19 protein-coding genes are annotated in these 22994 nt (G+C 55.3%); 12 read left to right on the top strand and 7 right to left on the bottom strand.

Going from position 1 to position 22994, the window contains the following annotated elements:
• Positions 1–660 precede the first annotated feature (660 nt).
• Entirely contained in the window at positions 661–1986 is a 1326-nt protein-coding gene (locus FE784_RS38765) for an ABC transporter substrate-binding protein (protein WP_139607652.1), read from the top strand.
• Between the two features lie 717 nt (positions 1987–2703).
• Complete coding sequence (locus FE784_RS41405) at positions 2704–2877, top strand: hypothetical protein (protein ID WP_176706830.1); 174 nt, start codon at positions 2704–2706, stop codon at positions 2875–2877.
• A 156-nt stretch (positions 2878–3033) separates the two neighbouring features.
• Here FE784_RS41405 and FE784_RS38760 read toward each other — a convergent pair whose 3' ends face one another.
• Both FE784_RS38760 and FE784_RS38755 read right to left on the bottom strand, forming a co-directional pair.
• A complete protein-coding gene (locus FE784_RS38760) occupies positions 3034–4857 on the bottom strand; it encodes an ABC transporter ATP-binding protein (protein ID WP_139607651.1) in 1824 nt (607 codons plus the stop codon).
• Positions 4838–6595, bottom strand: coding sequence for an ABC transporter ATP-binding protein (locus tag FE784_RS38755; RefSeq protein WP_139607650.1), 1758 nt, complete (start codon positions 6593–6595; stop codon positions 4838–4840). Before FE784_RS38755 ends, FE784_RS38760 begins: the two co-directional genes overlap by 20 nt.
• A 328-nt stretch (positions 6596–6923) precedes the next feature.
• Here FE784_RS38755 and FE784_RS38750 point away from each other — a divergent pair, with 328 nt between their 5' ends.
• Positions 6924–7880 carry a D-2-hydroxyacid dehydrogenase gene (locus FE784_RS38750; RefSeq protein ID WP_139607649.1) on the top strand — a complete coding sequence of 319 codons (957 nt, stop codon included), beginning with the start codon at positions 6924–6926 and terminating at the stop codon, positions 7878–7880.
• 29 nt (positions 7881–7909) lie between these two features.
• Here FE784_RS38750 and FE784_RS38745 read toward each other — a convergent pair whose 3' ends face one another.
• A complete protein-coding gene (locus FE784_RS38745) occupies positions 7910–8971 on the bottom strand; it encodes an aliphatic sulfonate ABC transporter substrate-binding protein (RefSeq protein ID WP_139607648.1) in 1062 nt (353 codons plus the stop codon).
• A gap of 401 nt (positions 8972–9372) precedes the next feature.
• On the opposite strand from FE784_RS38745, the gene FE784_RS38740 reads away from it, so the two are divergent.
• The 7 genes from FE784_RS38740 to FE784_RS38710 all read left to right on the top strand — a co-directional run bounded on the left by FE784_RS38740 (position 9373) and on the right by FE784_RS38710 (position 18096).
• Positions 9373–10215: an ABC transporter permease gene (locus tag FE784_RS38740; protein ID WP_139607647.1), complete on the top strand. Its 843-nt coding sequence runs from the start codon at positions 9373–9375 to the stop codon at positions 10213–10215.
• 114 nt (positions 10216–10329) lie between these two features.
• Complete coding sequence (locus FE784_RS38735) at positions 10330–11148, top strand: dienelactone hydrolase family protein (RefSeq protein ID WP_139607646.1); 819 nt, start codon at positions 10330–10332, stop codon at positions 11146–11148.
• Positions 11149–11275: 127 nt separating this feature from the next.
• On the top strand, positions 11276–12052 hold the full coding sequence (locus tag FE784_RS38730) for an ABC transporter ATP-binding protein (RefSeq protein WP_139607645.1): 777 nt from the start codon (positions 11276–11278) through the stop codon (positions 12050–12052).
• 393 nt (positions 12053–12445) lie between these two features.
• A complete protein-coding gene (gene helD, locus FE784_RS38725) occupies positions 12446–14863 on the top strand; it encodes an RNA polymerase recycling motor HelD (RefSeq protein WP_139607655.1) in 2418 nt (805 codons plus the stop codon).
• Between the two features lie 358 nt (positions 14864–15221).
• A complete protein-coding gene (locus FE784_RS43055; protein ID WP_139607644.1) occupies positions 15222–15449 on the top strand; it encodes an MFS transporter in 228 nt (75 codons plus the stop codon).
• A 130-nt stretch (positions 15450–15579) separates the two neighbouring features.
• Positions 15580–16821 (top strand): Gfo/Idh/MocA family protein, encoded by a 1242-nt coding sequence (locus tag FE784_RS38715; protein ID WP_139607643.1) that lies wholly within the window; start codon positions 15580–15582, stop codon positions 16819–16821.
• Positions 16822–17010: 189 nt separating this feature from the next.
• Positions 17011–18096: a glycoside hydrolase family 172 protein gene (locus FE784_RS38710; protein ID WP_246132380.1), complete on the top strand. Its 1086-nt coding sequence runs from the start codon at positions 17011–17013 to the stop codon at positions 18094–18096.
• A 13-nt stretch (positions 18097–18109) separates the two neighbouring features.
• Here FE784_RS38710 and FE784_RS38705 read toward each other — a convergent pair whose 3' ends face one another.
• Positions 18110–18997 (bottom strand): AraC family transcriptional regulator, encoded by an 888-nt coding sequence (locus FE784_RS38705; RefSeq protein WP_246132379.1) that lies wholly within the window; start codon positions 18995–18997, stop codon positions 18110–18112.
• 123 nt (positions 18998–19120) lie between these two features.
• On the opposite strand from FE784_RS38705, the gene FE784_RS38700 reads away from it, so the two are divergent.
• Entirely contained in the window at positions 19121–19699 is a 579-nt protein-coding gene (locus FE784_RS38700) for an NUDIX hydrolase (protein WP_139607642.1), read from the top strand.
• Here the strand turns inward: FE784_RS38700 and FE784_RS38695 are convergent.
• The 3 genes from FE784_RS38695 to FE784_RS38685 all read right to left on the bottom strand — a co-directional run bounded on the left by FE784_RS38695 (position 19680) and on the right by FE784_RS38685 (position 22555).
• Positions 19680–20135 carry a DUF6376 family protein gene (locus FE784_RS38695; RefSeq protein WP_139607641.1) on the bottom strand — a complete coding sequence of 152 codons (456 nt, stop codon included), beginning with the start codon at positions 20133–20135 and terminating at the stop codon, positions 19680–19682. The two genes, FE784_RS38700 and FE784_RS38695, sit on opposite strands and share 20 nt — an antisense overlap.
• A 278-nt stretch (positions 20136–20413) precedes the next feature.
• A complete protein-coding gene (locus FE784_RS38690) occupies positions 20414–21334 on the bottom strand; it encodes an AraC family transcriptional regulator (protein ID WP_176706829.1) in 921 nt (306 codons plus the stop codon).
• Positions 21335–21505: 171 nt separating this feature from the next.
• The gene (locus tag FE784_RS38685; protein WP_139607639.1) at positions 21506–22555 is read right to left on the bottom strand and encodes a LacI family DNA-binding transcriptional regulator; all 1050 of its coding nucleotides are present in this window, start codon (positions 22553–22555) and stop codon (positions 21506–21508) included.
• Positions 22556–22770: 215 nt separating this feature from the next.
• On the opposite strand from FE784_RS38685, the gene FE784_RS38680 reads away from it, so the two are divergent.
• Positions 22771–22994: FAD-dependent oxidoreductase (locus FE784_RS38680; RefSeq protein ID WP_139607638.1), on the top strand; the 224-nt coding region annotated here is incomplete at its 3' end.

The following is a 22994-nucleotide window of genomic DNA, read 5'->3' as shown; positions in this document are numbered from 1 at the left end:
TGCAGGAAGTGCAGGAAGTGCAGGAAGTGCAGGAAGTGCAGATAGTACAGTTAGTGCAGAAAGTGTGGAATATGCCTGAAGTGTCCGGCCGGGAAGCTTTTCCCGGCCATCCCGTATCTTACTGCGTAAAAATTTGTATTGAAACATGGAAAAAGACATGGTACTCTAATTAATGAGAACCTGGTTCTTTAATAAAGAACCTAATCGCCTAGAAAAAGCGCTTTCCCTTTCCGATACAAGATTATGCCGTTTCTTAATCGTTCATGCTTAGGTGATTCCAATACTTGCATATACCGCCATCTCGGAATAGTTTTCCATCCCGCAGCAGTTTCTTTTTCGCACTCTAGATCAGCGGAATGCGTATTCTGAAATGTAACCGGTTGCATATGGTTTTTCTTTTATTTTGCCAGTATAAAGGAACGTTGTTCTGTAATAAGGAACGAATTGGAATCCTCACTTATCCGTGAATGTGCCGGATAATTTCATAATAGAGGCGAATTTCGAGGAAGGGGTTGAGGCGATTTGCAAGCTCGTCCGGATCGCACCGTTTGGACATTTTCGGACGACGACAACTTGGCGCCTGCTGACACGGACTTGGAGCACAGACAAATGAATCGCATGTAGAAAAGGGTTAGTCATATCAAAAGAGGTGGGACTGCGATGATGATGCTGAAACATGGAAAAGCATGGATGGCGGCCGGGATTGTAACCGCTTTATTGGCAGGCTGCGGCGGACAGGGAAACGCTCCGCAGGAGCAGGGAGCGACAAAAGCCCCGGAGAAGCAGGAGCCCGTTACGCTAAAATTTTATACGATGACGGTCCTCGATGATTTCGAGAAATATATTAATCAATTCGTGAAGAAAAAGTTCCCGCATGTGACGCTTCAGGTGGTCGAGAACAAGAAAGGCAGCGAAATTCAGGATTTGATCGCGACGAACGATATTCCCGATATCATCTGGCAAGGGCTTACGAATATGGGCGGACCGCTTGCCGACTTAGACGTGCCGATGGATTTGACGGCGCTTGCCAAAAAGCACGGTTTCGATTTCAACAGCAAGTTCGATGCGAAAATGGTCGACAGCATCAAGTCGTATTCGCCTAAGGGAGAAATCCTTTACATGCCGTACAACGTCCTCGTATTCGCCCTGCATTACAACAAGGACATCTTCGACAAGTTCGGCGTCGCCTATCCGAAAGACAATATGACATGGGACGAAGCGATCGAGCTCGGCAAGCGGATATCTCGTAAGGACGGGGATACGCAGTATATCGGACTCCTTCCGCCGACCGGACTGAACCGGGTACAAAGCCAGCTGAGCCTTTCCTATGTGGACAGCACCGGGCAGAAAGCCGCCTTCGCAACCGACGGATGGAAGCGCATGTTTGATACTATGAAAAGCATAAACGATTATCCCAATGCTCCACAAATCAAATCGTTCGGCGATGTGCGCAACAACTTTCTGACCAATCGCACGGTCGCGATGATGCCGGAAATATTGCAGCTGCAAAACTACGATATGGCCGGGGCTGAGAAAGCAGGCTTGAGATGGGACATCGTCACATTCCCGACATTCAAGGATAAGCCGGGAGTAGGTGTAGGCGTATTTTCCGACGGCTTCGTCATTCCGAAAGGAAGCAAACATGCCGATGTGGCGTTCCAGGTTATGGCGTACTTGAGCACCGATCCGGACGTACAGATGGAGGCGACCAAGAACGGACGGATAACCGCTTTGAAAGATAATGCGAAAATGCTGGAGCATGCGTTCGAGAACAATCCGGCCGCCAAAGGCAAAAACTTGAAAGCCGTATTCACGCAAAAATATCCGGATCCGATCTTGTCTTCTCCATACAACTCTACCGGACTCAGTACAATCAGCTCGAAAATGCTCAACTATGTGAACGGAAAATCCGATGTAAATACGCTGCTCAAAGAAGGAGAGGAAGAGTTCAACAAGAAGATAGCGGAGTTGAAAGCCAAGAAATAAAAGGATGCCCGATCGAGCTTCGGCCAAACACCGGAGCTTTTTTGTTGGTCTTCATTCCCTTACGCAATTTATCAGTAAAGAAGTGCAACTTCGCTAAAGCGGCGAACTGCCCGATATCGGAGGATGAAAGGATCGATTACCGCGTTCTTCCCTCCCGGCGTTCTCGCTCTCCTGACCTATCTTCCTGCAAATGGAAAAGGTACAGTTATTTTCGGGAAAAATCGTCTGTGCCGTTAGTTAGCTGGAAAAAGTCCAGTTAATTCTACCGAATCGTCGCCGAACGCCGTCATAGTAAGGAAATAGCTGCATCTTTTCCAGCAAAACATCGCAATCGGCTTGTGATGCTGCAATTACATGCATGTTTTCCACTTACCTTGTAAGCGCCCTAAGAAAGGCATCCCGATCCTTGCTAGCGGGCGAGTGTATGGGCCAAGTTCACGGACCCCGCTTTGGAAGCGAAGACGCATCGACGCATCGACACGTCTATTATCAGCATGCGCATTCGGCTCGTCCGACCCCATATCCGGCCGTCGTTTCCCATTCGTACGGAGATCGAGCGAGCCTGTTTTTCTTCGGTTCCGATCGAGTCCGATCGAGTCCGCGTTTTGGCGTACCGGCTCGCCTTGGCTCTGTACGCTTTATTTGAACGGCATGCACGCCCTATACCCGGACCCGTTCATAAAGGTCGACGCCCCCCTCTCTGAGGAAGTCAACGCAATGCACCAGCCATTCCGCATTGTGGTACGCTTGACGAATGTCCGGGGAGATAAAGCGGCCGGCTCGAAGACGTTCATCGAGGAAATCGTTCCGGCGGGTAAAATTGAGATAGCCGTATGGACATCCGCCGATCGCGTCTATGTGGTTCCCGGAAACACGGAGCTGCCGTTCTGACAGGAGGAAGGTCAAATCCGCTTTGTCGTCCCGGAAATCGGCTAGCATGCGGCTGTTGTTCTGGAAGGCGCGGATTTGCAAGATCTCGTCTAAAAAGAGAAACATACAAAAGCCCCTCTACCAGGTAGAGAGGCTTTTTGTCCGTAAGGGCGAACATTACCCGACGGCATGGGTTCCTTGCGAATGGCTGTACAACTGCTCATAGTAGCCTCCCAGCTGAATCAGCTGGCGGTGGCTGCCTTCCTCGACGATTTCGCCGGACCGCATGACGATGATCCGGTCGGCCTGCATAATGGTAGACAGCCGGTGCGCGATGACCAGCGTCGTACGGCCCTTCGAGACGATTTGCAGCGCGGTCTGGACAAGCTGCTCCGTATACGAATCGAGATTGGCGGTAGCTTCGTCGAGAATCAATATTTTCGGCCGGAACACGACGATCCGCGCGAACGAAATGAGCTGGCGCTCTCCCGCCGACAAGCCGCTGCCCCGTTCGGAAAGCATCGTGTCATAGCCGTCCTTCAGCCGGGTAATGAGGCCTTCCGCGCCTACGAATTGGCATGCGCGGATCACTTCCTCGCGGGATACGGATTCGTCGAACAGGCGCACATTGTCGATGATGCTGCCCGAGTACAGAAACGGCTCCTGCTGCACGAGGCCGACGATCCGGTGGAGCGACGCTTGCGGAATGTCGCGGATATCGGTACCGTCGATGCGCACGCTGCCCCGCTGCACGTCGTAAAACCGGCACAGCAGACTCATCAGCGAGCTTTTGCCAGCCCCGGTGGCGCCTACGATGCCGATCATTTCGCCCGGTGCGATATGCAAGTTCAGTCCGGACAAAATCGGCACGCCTTCCTGATAGCTGAAGTGCACGTCGTCGTAATCGATGCGGCCTTGAACGGAAGATTGCTTCATCGTCGACGGACGTTCGGCATCCTGAACCGCGGGCTGAATCGAGAACAGCCGCCATAGCCGGTCCATCGATACGGTCGTCGATTGGAGCGTATTCCATTGCTGCGTAATCGAGTTGATCGGCTGGAAAAATTGCCGGATATAGGTGATGAAAGCGTACAGCACCCCGAACTCCATCGTCCGTTCGAATACCGCCATTCCGCCGATCCAGACGATGAAGGCGACGGACAAGTTGCCGAGTATATCGAACGACCGGTTGAACAGCACGTTGGTCGTCACTTCGCGCACGTTGGAGCGGAAGTAGCGTCGATTCTGCTCGTCGAACGAGCCTTGCTGCTGCTTCTGCTGGTGGAACGCTTGAATGAGGTTCATGCCGGCCAGGTTTTCCGCAGTGAAGGCGATCAGCCTCGACAGCTGCGTTCTCGTAATTTGATATACTTTGCGCATGTAGGAGCGGAACCCGACGGCAATCCCCGCGATGATCGGCAGCAAAATCATGCTGTAGCCCGCCAGTACCGGATCGAGATGGAACATGAGCGCAATGATGAAGATGAGCGTCATGCCGTCGCGCATCAGGCTCAAGAGCACCTGGGTGAAAAACTGATTGAGCGTTTCCGTATCGCTCGATACGTGAGTTACGAGACTTCCGTTCGGAAACCGGTCGAAGAACGACATCGACAGCTTCGAGATATGCCCGAACAGCTCCTTGCGGATGCGGGCGACGATCGTTTGCCCCACATATTGCAGCAAATTGTTTTGCAAATAAGTGAAGACGAGGCCGATCACTACGAATACAAAGTAAATGACACAGATGAGTATAAGCATGCCGTAATCGTTTTTGCCGACCAGCAGGTTGTCGTCGATCGCGATTTTGACCAAATAGGGCTGTAGCAAATCGGCCGCGATGGCGAACAGCGTAAATAGAAAGATAAGGGCAAACCGGCCGCGGTGCGGCTTGGCGTATGCGAGCATGGCGCGGAAGGCGGCTCGGCGGTCTTCCTTGCTCACATTGTAGGAGCTGCTGATTTCCGCATCCCGATTGCCGGTATTAGGCTTTTCCTTCGGCATTGCGCGTCCCCTCCTCTTGAATGGCGTAGAGGGAAGCATAAAGCCCTTTTTGCGCCAGCAGTTGGTCGTGCGTTCCCCGCTGCACGATCGTTCCTTTGTCCATTACGACGATTTCGTCGGCGTGCTTGATCGCGCTGATCCGGTGGGCGATAATGATCGTCGTTTTGTTCCGGCGCGACGTGCGCAGGTTGTCGATGATGTCCGTTTCGGTCACCGCGTCGACAGCGCTGACGCTGTCATCGAGCACGAGAATCGGCGCATCCTTCAAAAATCCGCGGGCCAGGCTCGTTCTTTGCCGTTGTCCGCCGGACAGCGTAATGCCCCGTTCGCCGAGCTTCGTCTCGAAGCCTTCCGGAAATTCCATAATGTTCGTATAAATTTGGGCTTGCTTTGCGGCATGCTCGACTTTCTCCACCGAGATTCCGCGGTTCGAGAAGGCGATATTGTCGCGAATCGTCGTGCTGAACAGGAAGCCGTCCTGCGGGACATAGCCGATTTGGGAACGCAGGCTTGCCAGCGTAGTCGATCGGACATCGTCACCGCCGATGCGGATCGTTCCTTCCGGCGGCTCGTAGACGCGCAGCAGCAGCTTGACGAGCGTCGTTTTGCCGCTGCCGGTTTTGCCGATAATGCCGAGCGTCTTGCCTGACGCCACGGTCAGATCGATATTTCGCAGCGCCTGTTGATCCGCTCCCGGATAAGCGAACGACAGCTGACGGATATGAATATCCGACGCCCCGGACGCAAGCGGCTTCGCCCCATCGATCTCGCGGATATCCGGCTGCACGGACAGCATGTTGTTCAGCCGGACGAGCGAGGCGCGGGACCGCTGCATCGTATTGATGACGTTGCCGATCTGCTGAAGCGGGTTGACGATCATCCGCAAATAAAGCGTAAGCGCGACGAAGTGCCCGATCGTGATCGAGCCCTGGATCGTCAAATACCCGCCGAAGGCGATGGCGATAATAAGCGATAAGCCGCCCAGAAACGGCAGCAGCGCTTGAAAGATCGAGGACATCCGGACGAGCCGGAGCTGATTGTCCGCAATCCGGTCGACGGTCTGCCCGAACCGTCCGCGCATGATCGGTTCGACGGCGAATTTTTTCGTGACGCGGATGCCGCCGAATTGCTCCTCCGCCGTCTCCGTCATTTTGGCCAGCGATTCCTGGACCTTCATCGACCGGTTGCGGATCATCGGACCGAACAGGACGACGACGAACGGAATGGCCAGCAGCGGAATCATGCAGACGAGGATCAAATAGACGGGAATCGAGCTGAGCGACATCATGACCATGACGGAGATAATGAGAATGACTGCGTTGGTCGTCTGGTTGATGCCCATAGAAATCGATTCCCTTACGGACGTCACATCGTTCATGACATAGCTGAGCATCTTTCCGACGCCGTTCTTCGAGTAATAGTTTTCACTCAGGCGCGTAAAGTGGGCAAACAGCTTCTGGCGCGTAACGAATTCGAAGCGCCGTCCGAGCCGCATGACGACATATTGGCCGATCCCGGCCAGCACGCCGAACGTAATCCCGATCAGAAACAGCTTCCGGCTTGAATCGATTATCGCCGAGCGGGTAATGCCGCCCGCCTGCAGCGTGTCGGTGAAATCGCCCAAGACGCGGGGGTAAAGCGACTGTACGACGTTTGCTACGGTTATTGCGAGGATGGCGCAGGCGTAAATGTACCAGTTCGCTTTCAAATAACCGAGCAGCAGACGCGGTGATTGCAACTTGAACCACTTCCCGTTATCAATTTTCGTCTCAAAGGTACATTATACTGCGCGATATGGAAACTTTCACCCGCGTTCCAGCCGGGAAAGCCGCGATATTTACCCGTATTTGCCCGGTATTCGAACACAGCGGGGACTATTCTTGCTAATTTGGCGAATCCCTGCCTGAAAGCGTTTTTTCAGTTGTCGGCTGACGATCGGAAGTGCGGACTATCGATCGGGACCGCTGTCCGAAGAAACGGATTTTCCCAAGGGGCGGGCGGACAATGACGGCGTACATGATGTATGATAGGAAGTACGAACCTTATAAGCCGGGAGGGAATGACGCATGACGAAACGGACATTGCTCGTAATCAACAAGCTGGAGCAGCACCTCATGGACACGATCCGCCGCGCCGCGCCGGACTGGAATGTGGTCGCCGCGGATCAATCGACGGAGGAACGGCACTATAAGGAAGCGGAAATCATATGCGGCTGGAATGCCAAGGCGAAGCAGCTCTCCCTCGAGCCCGGAGCCGCGCTGAAATGGCTGCAGACGTGGGGGGCGGGAATCGACAGGCTGCCTCTAGACACGATCAAGCGCAAAGGAATATGGCTCACGAACGCGAGCGGCGTACATCCTTATCCGATATCCGAGTCGGTGTTCGCGATGCTGCTGGCTTTCACCCGCCAGCTTCATCGTTCGGTGCGCAATCAATCCGAACGGAAATGGGAGCCTTCCTCCCGGCTCGGCGAGGCGCACGGTCGGACGATGCTCATATTGGGCGTAGGCGAGATCGGCAAGGAAATCGCCAAAATCGCCAAAGCGTTCGGGATGACGGTCATTGGAGTGCGGAGGTCCGGAGCGGCCGAACAATCGGTTGACCGGATGACGACTTTCGAGGGATTGGAGGGGGTGCTGGCGGAAAGCGATTATATCGTCAACTGCCTGCCGCTGACCGAGGAGACGAAACATATAATCGGGCGGGAAAGCTTCAAGCTGATGAAGCCGAGCGCTTTCTACATGAATATCGGACGGGGAGGAACGACGGATACGGAAGCGCTCGTCGAGGCTTTGCGCGAAGGAAGCATTGCGGGCGCGGGTCTCGACGTGTTCGAACAAGAGCCGCTGCCCGCCGACCATCCGCTGTGGGGGCTCGACAATGTGATTTTGACCCCGCACCATACCGGTGTCACGACCGAATATAACCGCCGCGTCGTCGACATTTTCGTGACGAATTTGGCGGCTTATACGGCAGGCGGGGTACCGTCTGTCAATTTGATTGCCCAGGACAGGATGTATTGAAGGATGTAACCGCGACGCCTGAAGGATGGTCATTTTCCTTTCTTGATTTCGTCCAGAGCCTGCTCCACGAATTTGTTGTCGATCACCTGCGACGTATCCAGCTTTTTGTTGATCGCCCCGACCGAGAGCAGGAAATCGGCTTGCTCCTGATGCGCCTTGGCGAATTCGGGAGTGGTCGGGGAGGTGATCGGATCGGTGTTTTTCAATACTTGGCCGATAATCGCCTTATCCAGCTTTTGCGATTTGACCAAATCGTCCGTCACCTCGTCCTGGTGGCTCGCGTAATAGCTCCGCGCCTCCTCGTATGTTTTCAGGAAAAGCACGGTCAAGTCCGGATAGTCTTTCGTAAACTTCGTCCTGGCGACTAGGAAGCTCGGGGCGTTGATGTTCAAATTTTCGCCGGATACGAGAATGGTCGCCCCGGTCTGGAATACCGCGGTCGTCGCGTACGGCTCCCAGATCGACCATGCGTCGATCGCTCCCGTATCGAGCGCGGGCCGGGCCTCGTCGGGCTGAAGCTGGATTTCCTTGATGTCGTTTCCTTTCAGCCCCGCTTTATCGATCGCCATGTACAGGAAGTTATAAGCGCTGCTTCCTTTCGCCACGGCGATCTTTTTGCCTTTCAAATCTTTCAGCTCCTTGATCGGGCTGTTTTTCGGAATGACGATCATGTTGCCCTTCCTGCCGTCTGCGGTTACGGCGATCGCACGGAAATCGACACCGCCCGTCTGACCGGAGATGAGCGGGGTGCCGCCCGTCGCGCCGAAATCGAGCCTGCCTGCCGCCAACGCCTCGAAGTGAGGAGGGCCGCTCGCGAATTCATTCCACTTTACCTCCGCGCCGACTTTGGCGAACGCCTTCTCGAAATATCCTTTTTCCCGCGCATAAGGCAAAATGCCGGTTTTGCCTTGGACCCCGATGTTGACGGTTACTTTCTCCTTGCGTACCGTTTCTCCCGCCGCGCTTCCCGCCTGGGATTGCGTTTGCTGCGTCTTGCCGGCCGGGTCCGCCGTAGCGCAACCGACGAGCGGCACGGCGGCCAAAGCTGCGAGCAGGATGCCCCGGAGCCAATAAGTTGCCCGGATTGTCATAACATTCAAGCCCCTTTCGATATCGAAGATGGATGGATGCAAAGCCGGATCGGCATGTGCGGGCAAATAAAAAAGAGACGCAATGCACAAAAGCGCATCGGTCTCCGGCGATCCGGTCGATCTAAAACTTATAAAAACTATAGGAATAGTACGGTTTGAATCATAACAACTGTGATCGGGAAAGTCAATTGTAATTTTTTAGGGGATAAAAGGGTTGACTTTACAAGTCGTTATTGGTAGTATGGCAACAAATCACACTAATCACCTAGGAATAAATGGTCATTGAGCCGAATAAAATGGAACGGGTCAACCGGACTGCCGGAGACGCGCCTCTTCAAGGAGAAGCGACGTCTCTTTTTTGTTGCGGCACGGACTTGGCTTCCAAAAAGGAGTGATAGGATATGACCGATCAAGCGGGAGCTCTCGGGAGCCCGCAGGCCGTATCGGGCCCGGCTCTGAAACCGAAGGCGGGCAAGCCGTCCGTGCGGCTCCGAAAGCTTTGGATCGGACTGCTGCTTCCCGTATTCGTATTGACCGTGTGGCAAATCGCCGGATGGAGCGGCATCGTCTCGTCTACGATTTTGCCCACGCCGTCCACCATTTTCGTCTCGTTCTGGGAACTGGCGAGTACCGGGGAATTGTTCGGTCATATGAAGATCAGCCTGTTCCGCGCGGCAGTCGGCTTTTTATTGGGCGGAGCGCTCGGACTGACGGCGGGACTTGCCGTCGGCTTTTCAGGAAGGGTAGAAGACACATTGGACCCGTCCCTGCAAATGCTGCGCACGATTCCGCATTTGGCCGTAACGCCGCTGTTCATCCTTTGGTTCGGCTTCGGCGAATTTTCCAAAGTGCTGCTCATTGCAAAAGGGGCGTTTTTCCCGCTCTACGTCAATACGTTCCTCGGAATCCGGGGAGTCGATTCGAAGCTGTTCGAGGTGGCGAAGGTGTTGGAATTCAGCCGTTGGAAGCAGATCGTGCGGCTCGTGCTGCCGGCCGCTTTGCCGAATATATTGCTCGGCCTGAGGCTGTCGCTTGGCGTCGCCTGGCTCGGTCTGGTCGTTGCGGAACTGATGGGCTCCAGCGAGGGAATAGGCTACCTCATCCTGGACGCAAGGCAGTTTTCGCAAACGTCTATCGTGTTCGTCGGCATACTAATATTCGCGATCGTCGGCAAAGCGACCGATTCGCTCGTCCGGTATTTCGAGAAAAGGCTGCTCCGCTGGCGCGACAGCTTCAATGGCTGAAACGATCGCGCGTAGATGGGCATCGCTTGCATGGTGTGCCGAGTTTCGCTACGATTAGGTCAGAACGTTCACGAAGACAGGCTTCAATCCAATAACTGATACGGGAGGTTCTGCATGGGTCTGCACACGGAATGGATTCCTTACGGAGAAAGGCTCCGGTATTCGGGCTACGTCGCCCGGCCGGAAGGCGTAAAGGGAAGTTTGCCCTCGGTCATTGTGCTTCAGGAAATATGGGGCGTCGACGAGCATATTCAGGATGTGACCCGGAGATTGGCGCAGGCCGGATATGTCGCGTTCGCGCCGGACTTGTTCGCGGAAGGCGGATCGCGGCCGGAGGCGCTCGATTTCGGAAGAGTCGATGCGGCCAAATCGTTTCTGAATACGATTCCCCAGACGGCCTGGCGGAATCCGGAGGAGCGGGATGCCGCATTGTCGCGCTTGCCGGGCGACGAAGGGAAGAAGGTCGGGCAAACGCTGGAGCTGCTGTTTAATTTGGGAGGCAGATTTCCCGCTTTTGTAGGGCAAGCTGCGGCCGCTGCTGCCTTCCTGCGGGAAACGTATGAGCCATCGCGCGGACAAGGGGTGGCTTCCGTAGGATTTTGCCTCGGCGGAGGCTTGTCGGCAGCTCTTGCCGCGAACGACGAGCAGCTGCGGGGAGCGATTATTTATTACGGCAGCTTGCCGGCGGGCATCCCGATCGAGCCGATCCGGGCGCCGCTGCTCGGCTTCTACGGCGAGAACGATAAGCGGATTACCGATGCCGTGCCGGATTTTTCCGCTTCCTTGAAGGCGGCCGGCAAATCGTTCGAGTACCATGTGTATCCGGATGCGCCTCACGCATTCTTCAACGATACGCGGCCGTCCTACCACGTATCGTCGGCACGCGATGCCTTCGTGCGGACGCTCGACTTTTTGCGCGGCGCGCTTGCCTGAAGCGATGCCGTAATCGCCGACTGGTCGACTGAAGGCGCTGGTTCCCGAGGGCTCTCGTCCGTTCCGGGGAAAGCGCCTCTTTGACGATTTTATCGATACGCGAACCGGGAAAGGGGAATCGATCGCTATGGGGGATCCGCTGCTGACTATCAGCCGCTTGAATAAAGTGTTCGAAACCAAGCAAGGAGCCGTTCATGCGCTGCATAACATCAATTTGAGCGTAAAGGAAGGAGAATTCGTAACCGTTATCGGACCGAGCGGGTGCGGCAAAAGCACGCTGCTGAAAATAATCGCCGGCCTCGATACCGAATACGAGGGAGACGTCGGGCTGGGCGGCGAGCAGGTCGGAGGTCCCGGTATCGACAAAGGATTTATTTTTCAGGAGCCGCGCTTGTTTCCTTGGCTTACCGCGGAGAAAAACATTGCGGCGGACTTGTCGCTGAAGCGTCCGGACGTGAGACGGAAGGTCGACCATCTGATCGGGCTCGTCCGTCTGCAAGGCTTCGAGAACGCCTATCCCCGCGAGCTGTCGGGCGGAATGGCCCAGCGGGTCGCGATCGCGAGAGCGCTGCTGCGCAATCCGAAAATATTGCTGCTCGACGAGCCGTTCGGCGCGCTGGACGCATTTACCAGAGCGCATATGCAGGAAGCGCTGCTCGATATATGGCAGAGCGACAGGACGACGATGGTGTTCGTCACGCATGATATCGACGAAGCGATTTTTCTCGGCAACCGGGTCGTCATCCTGAAGCCGCGTCCGGGCGAGATCCGCAACGTTATTCCGATCGACCTTGCTTTTCCCCGCAAAAAATCGAGCGTCGCGTTTCAGGAGATGAGGTACAAGGTGCTGACCGAGTTCGAGAAGCTCGACGAGCTCGAGCTGATCGAAAGCGCCGGCATATGACGGCTTAACCGAACAGATTGACAAAAGCCTTCCGGTCCAAAAGGCGAACCGGAGGGCTTTTGCAAGTCTCAATTCGCTTAGCGAAGTGAAACTTGCTTTATCGATAAAAAAAATGACCCCTGATGAATTCAAGGGTCATCTCGTGCGCTTAACTCTGCGGTGGTTGTGTAAACTGTTCACAATCCGGGTCAGTGTTTTAGCTCTGCCAAAGCAGTGAAAAAATAAATTGAACACAAATTAACGCTATGATATAATCAATAGCGCTATTGAAAAAATTAAAATAAGGAGCGTATCCATTTTTATTCCTACTTTAATTCTACATCTGGAACTTTGATTTGTCAATGCTCTTTTTTATCCCCAATAAACCGGAAAAAGGAGTGTGTTCAGGGAGTGATGGAAGCGAAGTATTGGCGGCAGGAACAGGAGCGGCTGGAACGGGTCAGGAACAAGCTGCAGGCGAGAATCGCCGAACTGGAGCCGGAGGTAATCGGACTGCGCGATCAGGCTGCGGACATCCGCAAGCGGTTTTGGGAAGAAGTTACGATCAACACAAGCACACAGGAGGATTTCGAAGAGACCTTCTACTCGGTTCAGCAGCAGTCCGCGATGTTGGCCGAACGAGAGCGTGGCCACAACCGGTTGGTGCATCAATGGAACGGCATGAAACGGTTGCTCCCGTCACCTTATTTTGGGCGCGTCGACTTTCAGGAGGATGGCTTGAACGCAAGCGAGCAGATCTATATCGGGGTATCCTCCTTCGTCGACAAGGACGGACTGAATTTTCTGATCTATGACTGGCGTTCCCCCGTCGCGAGCCTATACTACGACTATCCTCCGGGTCGAGCTTCTTATGTCACGCCGGCAGGTCGAATCGATGGGACGATGACGCTCAAACGGCAGTTTCAGATTCAGAACGGACACATCCGCACCATGTTCGACGCGAGTGAAACGATTGGAGACGAATTGTTGCAGCAAGTTCTCGGCAAGGACGCGGACTCGCAAATGAAGAGTATCGTGGCAACCATCCAGAAGGAGCAGAACGCCATCATCCGGAACGACAAAAGCCGGATGCTTATTGTTCAGGGGGCGGCCGGCAGCGGGAAAACTTCCGCAGCTTTGCAGCGTGTGGCGTATTTGCTGTACAAACACCGCCAGACGATCAGGGCCGATCAGATCGTGCTTTTCTCGCCCAATCCGATGTTTGGCAGTTATATTTCCACCGTCCTTCCGGAACTCGGAGAAGAGAATATGCAGCAGACGACGTTTCAGGAGTATCTTGACAATTCGCTCGGCTCCTCATTGCGGTCCGAGGATCCGTTCGATCAGATCGAATACACGTTGACCGCACAGGGAGAGCCGGGATATGAGGCTCGCCTCCAGGGGATCGCGTACAAAACCTCCGAAGCTTTTACGAAAGCCCTGCAGAACTACGGGAAGTGGTTGGGGCGGAAAGGTATGCGATTCGAAGACATACGGTTTCGAGATCGCGTATTGATTACTGCGGAGCGAATGAGCGCGAAATTTTACAATTTCGACAGTTCCCTGCCGTTGTTCAATCGTGTCGTTCTCTTGCAGGAATGGCTGTTGAATGAACTGGCTTCGCTCGAACGCGAGGAACGGGAAGCGTTCTGGGTGCAGGAGGAGTCAAATTATCTCGATAACGAACAGTACGCTGAAGTATTCGACATGCTGCACAAAGAGAGGGAGCTATTCGACCTTTCGGAGCAATACGCTGCGGCTCGCGCTCGAATGAATAACAAGCGTCGGGGAGATGAAGGCGACGTCGACTTTGCCCAGCGGGAGGAGGAACTGATCCTTCGATCAATCGTGAAAAAAAGCTTTAAGCCGTTAAGGAAAAGCGTGAGGAAATTTTCGTTTGTAGATGTCAAAGGCATATATGGCCAATTGTTTGTCGACGAAGTCGCTTATCGGGAGAAAACAAATGAGGTCGTTATCCCGCCGCATTGGCCTGAAATTTGCAGACAGACCAAGGATATGCTGAGCCGCAATGAATTGTTCCACGAGGATGCGACTCCTTATTTGTTTGTAAAAGAACTGGTCGAAGGCGTCCGAACGAACACGGAGATCCGGCATGTCTTCGTCGATGAAGGCCAGGATTATTCGGCGTTTCAATATGAATATTTTAAAAAGTTGTTTCCGCGTGCCCGGATGACGGTGCTCGGCGATTTTGGGCAAGCGATCTTCATGCAGGCCACAAACCTTGAAGCATCCGATTCTCCGCTGATCCGGCTTTTTGGCGAAGCCGATACAAGCCTCGTCCGCCTTGTGCGCAGCTATCGTTCAACCAGAGAGATTGTGGAATTTACGAAATCTCTGCTTCCCGGCGGGGACGAGATCGTACCGTTCGAAAGAAGAGGCCGCAAGCCCCATCTGATCAGATTGAACGGCGTGGAGAAGCGCGATGCGCAAATACTGGAACACATCGCCTCGCTCAGGGCCGAGGGCTTCGTTTCCATCGCCGTCATAACAAAGACTGCAGCCGAAAGCCGGGAGGCACATGAATCATTGCGGATTCAAGGGAGAGAAGCGCTGCAGCTTATTACGAAGGAGACGCTCGCTTTTGAAAAGGGAGTTATGGTCATTCCCGTGTACCTCGCCAAAGGCATTGAGTTCGATGCAGTCCTCATCTATAATGCTTCGCCAGCAGCTTACGGCCGGGACAACGAACGCAAGCTTCTTTATACGGCGTGTACGCGGGCCATGCACCGGCTTCATCTTTACACGACTGGAGATTGGTCGCCGTTCGTGCACACATTGCCTGCGAATTTGTACGAGAAAGCGCCATATTGACGGATCGGGGGTGACGTCGGCCGCGATAAGCTGCTGCTCATGATTCAGCAAATCTTCGGCGCCATCCTGTAGCCTGTCATCAAGGCCGGCTGCTAGCAAGAATCCCACGACGACTCCTATATTCGCATGTTGGCGTCCATCGAATAACAGATCGATTGCTACCTCGACCCTTATTTTCATCCCTACAATGCTTGATGATTAGAAAGCAGTCACCGGCACTACATCGCGCTTGAACAGCCTTGGCCGTTAGTCGGCCAAGGCTGTTTTTTGCTGATCCTGTCAGTCGGTACAGTACGTCTTTACAAGGGGCATCGGAATGTTCCTCGCTGGCTCGGCGCAGTGTGGCTAGTCGCGGGATATGACACAGCTTATCGTCTTCTTCGCCATCCAGGGGATCGGTGCCGGCGCGCTCATGCCGATCGGTATGAGGATCATCGGCGACCTCTTCCCGCCCGAACGCAACGGCAAAATGCAGGGCCCGTTCGGCTTCGTATCAGAACTTTATTTTTCCTCACCACGTGCAAGAGGAAGCATTCCGGTACGAATGAAAAAAAGTTGGCGTTTTTTGTTTGTTTTTGAACATTGATGGATCGTATGGTTTCGGGTATGATTGATTGTGTGCTTATATCTTCTTACATAGGATGTAGTCAAGCTTGGCCAGAAACGAAGGCGGAACGAACAAGCCGGCGCGAACAGGCGCGAAAGGGTGGTAAGCAATGGGACAGAACGGTAAAGTGAATTTGGCGGTCATCGGATTGGGCGGCCGGGGTAAAGGCTTGCTCAAAAACTTGCTGGCGATGGACGATGTGGAAATAAAGGCGGTATGCGACGCATTCGAGGACAGATTGCAAATGGGCGTCGATATCGTCGCGGAGTCGGGCCGTCCGAAGGCCGAGGGCTACGGGGATTACCGCCAGCTGCTCGCCCGTGACGACATACAGGGCGTCGTAATCGCGACCACATGGGTTACGCATGCGGAAATCGCCATCGCCGCCATGAAAGCGGGCAAATATGCCGCAATCGAAGTCGGGGGCGCCGCTTCCCTCGAAGAATGCTGGGAGCTCGTCCGCACGTCGGAGCAAACCGGACTTCCGTGCATGCTGCTGGAAAATTGCTGCTACGGCCGCGACGAGCTGGCCGTGCTGAATATCGTGAAGCAAGGCTTGTTCGGGGAATTGATCCATTGCCAATGCGGCTACGAGCACGACCTGCGGCATGAAGTGGCTCTAGGCAAGCAAAATCGTCACAACCGCTATAATAACTATTTGCACCGCAACGGCGAGCTTTACCCGATTCACGGTCTCGGACCGATCTCGAAAATTATGGACATCAATCGGGGCAACCGTCTCGTGACGCTGACCTCCATGGCTTCGAAGGCGCGCGGCATCCGTCAATGGGCGACCGATAAATACGGCGAGACGAGCGAATTGGCCAAGACGGAGTTCGTGCAGGGCGATATCGTCACGACGATGATCAAATGCGCGGGCGGCGAAACGATTCAGCTCGTACACGATACTACGCTTCCGCGGCCGTATTCGAGAGCCGGACGGGTGCAAGGAACGAAGGGGCTTTGGATGGAGGACAACAACTCGATCCATATCGAAGGCAGAAGCCCCGAGCATAAGTGGGAGCCGTTCGGCGAATACCGCGAGCAGTACGAGCATCCGTTGTGGAAGGAATATATCAACTTGGGCGTACGCGGCGGACACGGCGGCATGGATTATTTGGTGCTGCGGGCTTTCGCCGAAAGCGTGAGAGACGGTACCCAAACTCCGATCGACGTGTACGATACGGCCGTTTGGATGGCGATTACCGTATTGTCCGAGGAATCGGTCGCGCTGGGCAGCGCCGCCGTGGCGATTCCGGACTTTACGAAGGGGAAATGGATCAGCAGGGAGCCGGGACCCGTCGGCAAATACCAGCTGGACAAAGTAGACGAATCGCTGTTTGCCGAGTGATTTATAGAATTGCCCTCCGGTCGCGCCGGAGGGCTTTCTTTTTGTCCGGGAGCGAAGAAACGAGCCGTCGACCGACGAACAAGGAAGCAATATCGGTTAACATGTTGCCAATCCGCGCTAAATCCAACCCGCGCCGAATCCGCTACAATAAAGGCGGATATGCATCCGCAAATTGAAGGAGGAATTCGAATGCTGCAGCCGTTTCACGGGCTCGGGATGGGACTCGGTCAGCTGTCCCGTCTCTCGCGGGCGAAAACGAGATCGATCAGCGCGGAAAATTGGACGGGAGAAAAAGGCAAGGGTGGGATGGCGTCGGAAGGTACGGGCAAAGCGGCATCGCGCGACTTGGGACAGGGCTGGAAAGTGTCGCCCTCGGTCCATATCCCGGCCAACTCGACGTTTACGCTCGCGGATATCGGCGAAGCCGGCGCGATTCAGCATGTTTGGCTCACTTGCTTTCCGACGTTATGGCGGACGCTCATTATTCGCATGTACTGGGACGGGGAAGAGCAGCCGTCCGTGGAGGTGCCGATCGGCGATTTCTTCTGCAACGGCTGGTGCGAGCGTACGAATGTCAATTCGCTGCCGGTGGCGGTCAATCCGGCGGGTGGGATGAACTGCTACTGGGAAATGCCGTTCCGGAAATCGGCGAGAATCACGGTGGAAAATCTCGCGGACAAGGACGCCGTGCTCTATTTCCAAATCGACTATACGTTGACCGAGGTGCCGGAGGACGCCGCATATTTTCATGCCCGATGGGGCCGCAGCAATCCGCTTCCGTACAAGGAGGTCCATACGCTGCTTGACGGCGTAATCGGACAAGGCCATTATGTCGGCACCTATCTCGCGTGGCAGTCGAACAATAGCGGATGGTTCGGCGAAGGAGAAATCAAGTTCTACATGGACGGGGACGATGAATTCCCGACGCTGTGCGGCACCGGGACGGAGGATTACTTCGGGGGAGCGTGGAATTGGGAGCATCCGAAGGGCGAATACGGCACGTACTCCACTCCTTTCCTCGGCATGCATCAGGTATTGAAGCCGGACGGGCTGTACCGCAGCCAGCAGCGGTTCGGCATGTACAGGTGGCACGTCATGGACCCGATTCGCTTCGAGACGGACTTGCGCGTTACGATCCAGGCGCTGGGCTGGCGTTCCGGAGGGCGGTACTTGCCGCTGCAGGACGACATCGCCTCGACGGCGTTCTGGTACCAGTTGGAGCCGCACGCGCCTTACGCCCCGCTGCCCGCGATAGACGGACTCGAGGTGATCTAGGGAGCGCGGCGCGTCATTTGCTTTTGCCGCGATAGAACGAGGGGGCGACGCCGTCGATCCGCTTGAACGCCCGGCTGAAGGAGTGGATGCCGCGGAAGCCGACCCGTTCGGCAATGACGGTCAACGGCAGCGAAGTGAACTGGATCATCTCCCGGGCTTTGCCGATGCGCACCGTCAAATGGTACTTGATCGGAGACATGCCGAACGCCTGGGAGAACGAACGGAGGAAGTAGTACGGACTAAGTCCGGCCATATCCGCCAGCAGCTCCACCGTGACGTCCCGCTCCGGGCGGTGGTCGATAAAATGCTTCACCTTCGTCAGCCGTTCCCAGTTGGAATGCAGCTGCGCGTTCGTATTCCACGCATGCTCGCGCAGCAAATAGACCCACAGCCGGAGGAACGCCCCTTTGGCGGCGGTTTGCGCGAAAGGCATACCCAACCGGTAATCGCGAATCAAATCGAGCAGCATGCCTTCGAACGCGGCGGGATTGCGCAGCCGGAACCGTGTCGGCAAATCGAACGGCGGGGCGGAGCATAGGTCCTCGCGGATCATGGCGATTTCTTGGGGCGTCATTTCCTCCGGCGGCTTGAACGATACTTTGACGTCGGGACTGTCCGGTTGGAACAGCAGATCGAAATGGATATGCGGCTGTCGAACGGGAGCGCTGCTCAAGACGGTCAGCTCGTGACGCTGTCCCGGCTTGAACAGGAACAGATCGCCCGGAGCCCCTTCGTATTCGCAATCGGCCAGCTTCACCCGAAGCCGGCCTTCCTTCACATACAACAGCTCGTAATCGAACAACGCCCGTTCGCGGATTACCCAGCCCGGGGCCAATACATGGTCCAGGGCTATGCGTATGTACGGGGACAGCCGGTCCAGGTCCATGCGTCGAGCAGCCATTTGCCTCATCTCCTCCCGACTATTATACGATACGGTCGGCTGCCGCGATTGTTTATTTACAAGATGCGTCCCGCGGTTTTACAATGGGTGAAGTGCCATCATACCAATTGAAGGAGAATGGTTATGTCAACCGTACAATATTGCTCCAGCTGCGGAACGAAGCTGGAGGTCAAGCTGATAGACGACCAGGAGCGACTTGCCTGTCCCTCCTGCCCGTTCGTGCATTGGGGCTCGTACAGCATCGGCGTAGGCGCGCTGCTCGTGAAGGAAGGCAAAGTGCTGCTCGTCCGCAGGGCGCAGGAGCCGGGGAAAGGGTACTGGACGAATCCGGGCGGCTATATCGAGCAGCACGAGCAAATCCAGACGACGATCGAGCGCGAGGTGCTGGAGGAAGCGGGGATAACGAGCAAGGCGGTCGGCATTTTGGCTCTGCGCGACCAGCCCCGCGATATCCATAACGTGTACGTGGCGTTCGAGATGGAGTACATAAGCGGGGAGCCGACCCCCGACAATTACGAGGTGGATGCGGCCGGCTTCTTCGATGCCGGGGAAATGGCTTCGATGAATGTCGCTCCGTTTACGAAATGGCTCGTCGATATCGCGCTGAACGGCCAAAGCGGCGGATTGGAAAAGGACGTTAGTGACGATCCGCGGTTGAAGACGGCCGGGTTGTTCAAGGTTCCTACGGGTTCAAGCTCTTGATTTTGTCCAGCAGCGCGGTGATCGGGGCGACGGCTTCGGCGATGCCGGAGCCGTTCCATAGCGACTCGCTCCAATTTCCGCCGCGGATTTGCTCGGAATAAGCGTTCAGCTTTTGCTGCAGCGTTTCGTTGTACGAGAGGAGCTGCTTGTGAATCGCTTCGGCGATTTCCGGCGGCTCTTTTTTGTTGAACTCGGCGATGGAGGCTTTCATCTCCTCCAGCTTCCGCCTCAGCTGCTCGCGGGCGGCTTCGTTCAGCACGGCCTGCTCGGCCAGCGCCGCGGCGCCCGTAACGAAGGAAGTCGTTTCATTGACGTACGCGGCCGTGTCGTTGACGTAGTCGACCGTTTGATTGATGTCGTTCAGCAGTCCGCAACCGGCCAGCATTGATAACGCAAGGACGGCGGCAAGCACGATGCCGATCGTTGTTTTTCTCATGGCAGTTCCCCTCCGATTCATCATCTTGATAGGTGAAGCAGAAAAAAACGAGACCTTTACCCTTGTTCGGGTAAAGGTCTCGCCTGCAACGTTTCGCTGCCGGAAAAGCCGGGAAGCGCAATGCTTCCGTAATGACGACTTTGCCGTGTCGGCTACTCCCCTTTATCGATATACAACATCATACTGTGGCTTTATTATACCGTTGCGCGTCGAGGCGGGTCAACCGGCCGTCGTCCAATTGCGGCGTTCTCCCGCCAGGATCGATCGCATGACGCCGTTCAGGACAAATCCCAGCAGCCGGACTGGTCGTCGAGCGCCCGCAGCTTGACGGAACGGGCGTATTCCGTCGGGGTCATATTGGTCAGCTTCTTGAACTGCCGGGAGAAGTAGTGGATGCTGCTGTAGCCGAGCATTTCGGCGATTTCGGTGTAGTTGTGGCGCTCCTCGCGGATAAGCACCTTCGCCCGCTCGATCTTCATATGATTGAACGCTTCCAGCACGCCTTGGCCCGTCTGCAGCCTGAACGCCGTCTTGAGCTGCGTCCGGCTGACCTGAAACCGGCGGCACAGCTCGTCCACGGTCAAATCCTCCGCCATATTCGCCTTCAAATAGTCCAGCACCTCGGAAGCGATCACGTTTTCTTTGTTTTCCTTGACCGCCGATGCGGGCTTCTCCGGTGCTATGGGCACGTGCTTGCGGCGGATGAAATGGATCAGCATGTTCTCCAGATGGTTGCGGATGAGCTGTTCGCTGCCGAAGGGGGAGCCTTCGCGTCTGTGCAGCTTTCTCATCTTCGGGGAATCGATCGGAGGATCGAACGACTCGAGTCCGGCTTTCACCAGGCTGGAAAAAATGCCCCGCTCTTTCTCGTCGAGCCGGAATACGCGGTGCTCCGCAAAATATTTCATGGCCGGCGAATCGCATTCGAACGTAATGATGATCACGTTCGGCGTCGATTTCTGGGCGGCCCCCCCGCGGTGAAATTCGTTCGGGCCATAGAAGACGAGGTCCCCCTGCTCCAGATGGAACGGAGCGCCGTCGACGGTGACGTCCCATTCTCCTTTGTCCACGTAGACGATTTCCCAGAAGTCGTGCTGCTCGCCCGCGAAGAAGTAATCTTGCGGCATTTCCCTATAAAAAAACGTAATCAGCCTGCGAATGGCCAATTCTTCGCGAAGTTCGAATTTCTCGTAGCTCAAAACGGATCTACTCCTTTGGGACCAAGGACATCCCGACATCGCTCTTGACTATATCTTATAGCGTATCGCATGCCGACACAATTGCAAAATGGGAAAAGGATTCTCCCGTGGCCGATTGTCTTAATTTCGTCCAGCGCTTTGCGCAGCGCGGCCTGATCGTCGTCCTCCCCGTCAGGTGAGAGAGCGTACCGTATTTCCTTCATAGAAGTTGCCCTGCAGCATCGTATGCTCGAACGGCGCATGCGGATTGGCGAGCCGCCACAGCATCCGTTCCGCGCCCCGCGCGCCGGTTTCCCGGATCGGGAGCAGGGGACGGGTCAGCTTCGGCAAAAACTCGTTTTGCGTATTCTCCAGACTGATCAATGAATAGTCGTGCGGAATTCGTTTCCCTTGCGTGCTGCACGCGTGATAAATCCAGGCAAGATCGTAATTGACCGCGCACAGGATGGCTGTGGCCCCCGTCGATTGAAGCCGGTCGGAAAACTGCTCGATCCATTCCTCCTTGCTCGGAAACGTCCCGGTGAGGTGCGCTGCGGGGTCGGTGTCGATCCCCGCCTCCGCCATTGCTTCGATGAAGCTCAGCCAGCGCAGACGGAACCCCCGATGGGTCTTCGTGTTGCCTATAAACAAAATGCGCCGGTGTCCTTTCGCGAGAAAGCAGGCGACGGACTGCCGGATCGCGGTTCCGACATCCCAGATGACACTGTCGACCTTGGCGGACGGAGGCGGGAAATTCAGCAATATCCGCGGCACGGGCAAATCCAGCAGCCGTTGTTCGCGGCCCGCGCCGAGCAACGGGGGAATGAAGATGCCGTCCGAGTAGAACAGATTGTTCTTCTCTGCCCAGCTATCGAACGTTTCGCCCTGGTCGAACGATTGGGGGATGGATACGGTTTCGAGCGAATGGCCGTATCCGGACAACGTTTCCTGCAGTCCGTTCATGATGAGATGGATGAACGCCAGGCCCTTCCCGCTCGTATGTTCAGTGACGATCAGCTTGAATCTGCGCTGTATATGCGGAAATACCGGGATATTCTCGACGGCCAGACTGCGCTCCTGCTCTTTCGTGCGGTAGCCGAGCTGCTTGGCCGCCTTGATGACCGCGGCCCGCGTCTCTTCCGACATGCCGGGAAGACCGCGCAGCGATTTGGATACGGTATGGGCCGACAGTCCGAGCGATGCGGACAAATCGTGCAAGGTGACGGATTTTTTGCGTGTCATGGCTCTCTCCTTGGGCGGATGAGGATACACTCTCTCCTAACCGAAACATTTTCTCTATGATAGCCGGAACCGCATTCGAAATACAAGAGAGGATCATGGGAAACAAAATGAAAAACGTAAGTAAAACGAAACTAAAAGTAAAGTTCGAATGAAGGTATAATGTGATTGTCGAATACGATGCCACATTTTCACTATCGAGAGGAGATTTTTCCCAGATGATCAATTTTGACCGTTTGAAATATGCCTCGCATACTACGCCGGAGCGTCATACCGGCACCACGATCGATGCGGATCTGTGCATTTACGGAGCGACATCCGCAGGTATCGCCGCAGCCGTGCAGGCCAGCCGGATGGGACTAAGTGTAGCGATCGCCGAGTTCGGCAGCCATTTGGGCGGCTTGACGACCGGCGGGCTCGGCGCAACGGACATCGGCAATAA

Origin of the sequence: Paenibacillus hemerocallicola (assembly GCF_006265175.1) — a bacterium.
GTDB classification, from domain to species: domain Bacteria; phylum Bacillota; class Bacilli; order Paenibacillales; family NBRC-103111; genus Paenibacillus_AB; species Paenibacillus_AB hemerocallicola.
The sequence above is the reverse complement of the archived record's forward strand: the minus strand, read 5'-3'. Positions and strand labels throughout refer to the sequence as shown.

What these genes read in the sequence shown, in the direction of transcription:
- FE784_RS38765 (WP_139607652.1), top strand. Translation starts at nt 661, where the DNA reads ATGATGATGCTGAAACATGGAAAAGCATGGATGGCGGCCGGGATTGTA.
- FE784_RS41405 (WP_176706830.1), top strand. Translation starts at nt 2,704, where the DNA reads ATGCACCAGCCATTCCGCATTGTGGTACGCTTGACGAATGTCCGGGGA.
- FE784_RS38760 (WP_139607651.1), bottom strand. Translation starts at nt 4,857, where the DNA reads ATGCCGAAGGAAAAGCCTAATACCGGCAATCGGGATGCGGAAATCAGC.
- FE784_RS38750 (WP_139607649.1), top strand. Translation starts at nt 6,924, where the DNA reads ATGACGAAACGGACATTGCTCGTAATCAACAAGCTGGAGCAGCACCTC.
- FE784_RS38745 (WP_139607648.1), bottom strand. Translation starts at nt 8,971, where the DNA reads ATGACAATCCGGGCAACTTATTGGCTCCGGGGCATCCTGCTCGCAGCT.
- FE784_RS38740 (WP_139607647.1), top strand. Translation starts at nt 9,373, where the DNA reads ATGACCGATCAAGCGGGAGCTCTCGGGAGCCCGCAGGCCGTATCGGGC.
- FE784_RS38735 (WP_139607646.1), top strand. Translation starts at nt 10,330, where the DNA reads ATGGGTCTGCACACGGAATGGATTCCTTACGGAGAAAGGCTCCGGTAT.
- FE784_RS38730 (WP_139607645.1), top strand. Translation starts at nt 11,276, where the DNA reads ATGGGGGATCCGCTGCTGACTATCAGCCGCTTGAATAAAGTGTTCGAA.
- helD (WP_139607655.1), top strand. Translation starts at nt 12,446, where the DNA reads ATGGAAGCGAAGTATTGGCGGCAGGAACAGGAGCGGCTGGAACGGGTC.
- FE784_RS43055 (WP_139607644.1), top strand. Translation starts at nt 15,222, where the DNA reads ATGACACAGCTTATCGTCTTCTTCGCCATCCAGGGGATCGGTGCCGGC.
- FE784_RS38715 (WP_139607643.1), top strand. Translation starts at nt 15,580, where the DNA reads ATGGGACAGAACGGTAAAGTGAATTTGGCGGTCATCGGATTGGGCGGC.
- FE784_RS38710 (WP_246132380.1), top strand. Translation starts at nt 17,011, where the DNA reads ATGCTGCAGCCGTTTCACGGGCTCGGGATGGGACTCGGTCAGCTGTCC.
- FE784_RS38705 (WP_246132379.1), bottom strand. Translation starts at nt 18,997, where the DNA reads ATGGCTGCTCGACGCATGGACCTGGACCGGCTGTCCCCGTACATACGC.
- FE784_RS38700 (WP_139607642.1), top strand. Translation starts at nt 19,121, where the DNA reads ATGTCAACCGTACAATATTGCTCCAGCTGCGGAACGAAGCTGGAGGTC.
- FE784_RS38695 (WP_139607641.1), bottom strand. Translation starts at nt 20,135, where the DNA reads ATGAGAAAAACAACGATCGGCATCGTGCTTGCCGCCGTCCTTGCGTTA.
- FE784_RS38685 (WP_139607639.1), bottom strand. Translation starts at nt 22,555, where the DNA reads ATGACACGCAAAAAATCCGTCACCTTGCACGATTTGTCCGCATCGCTC.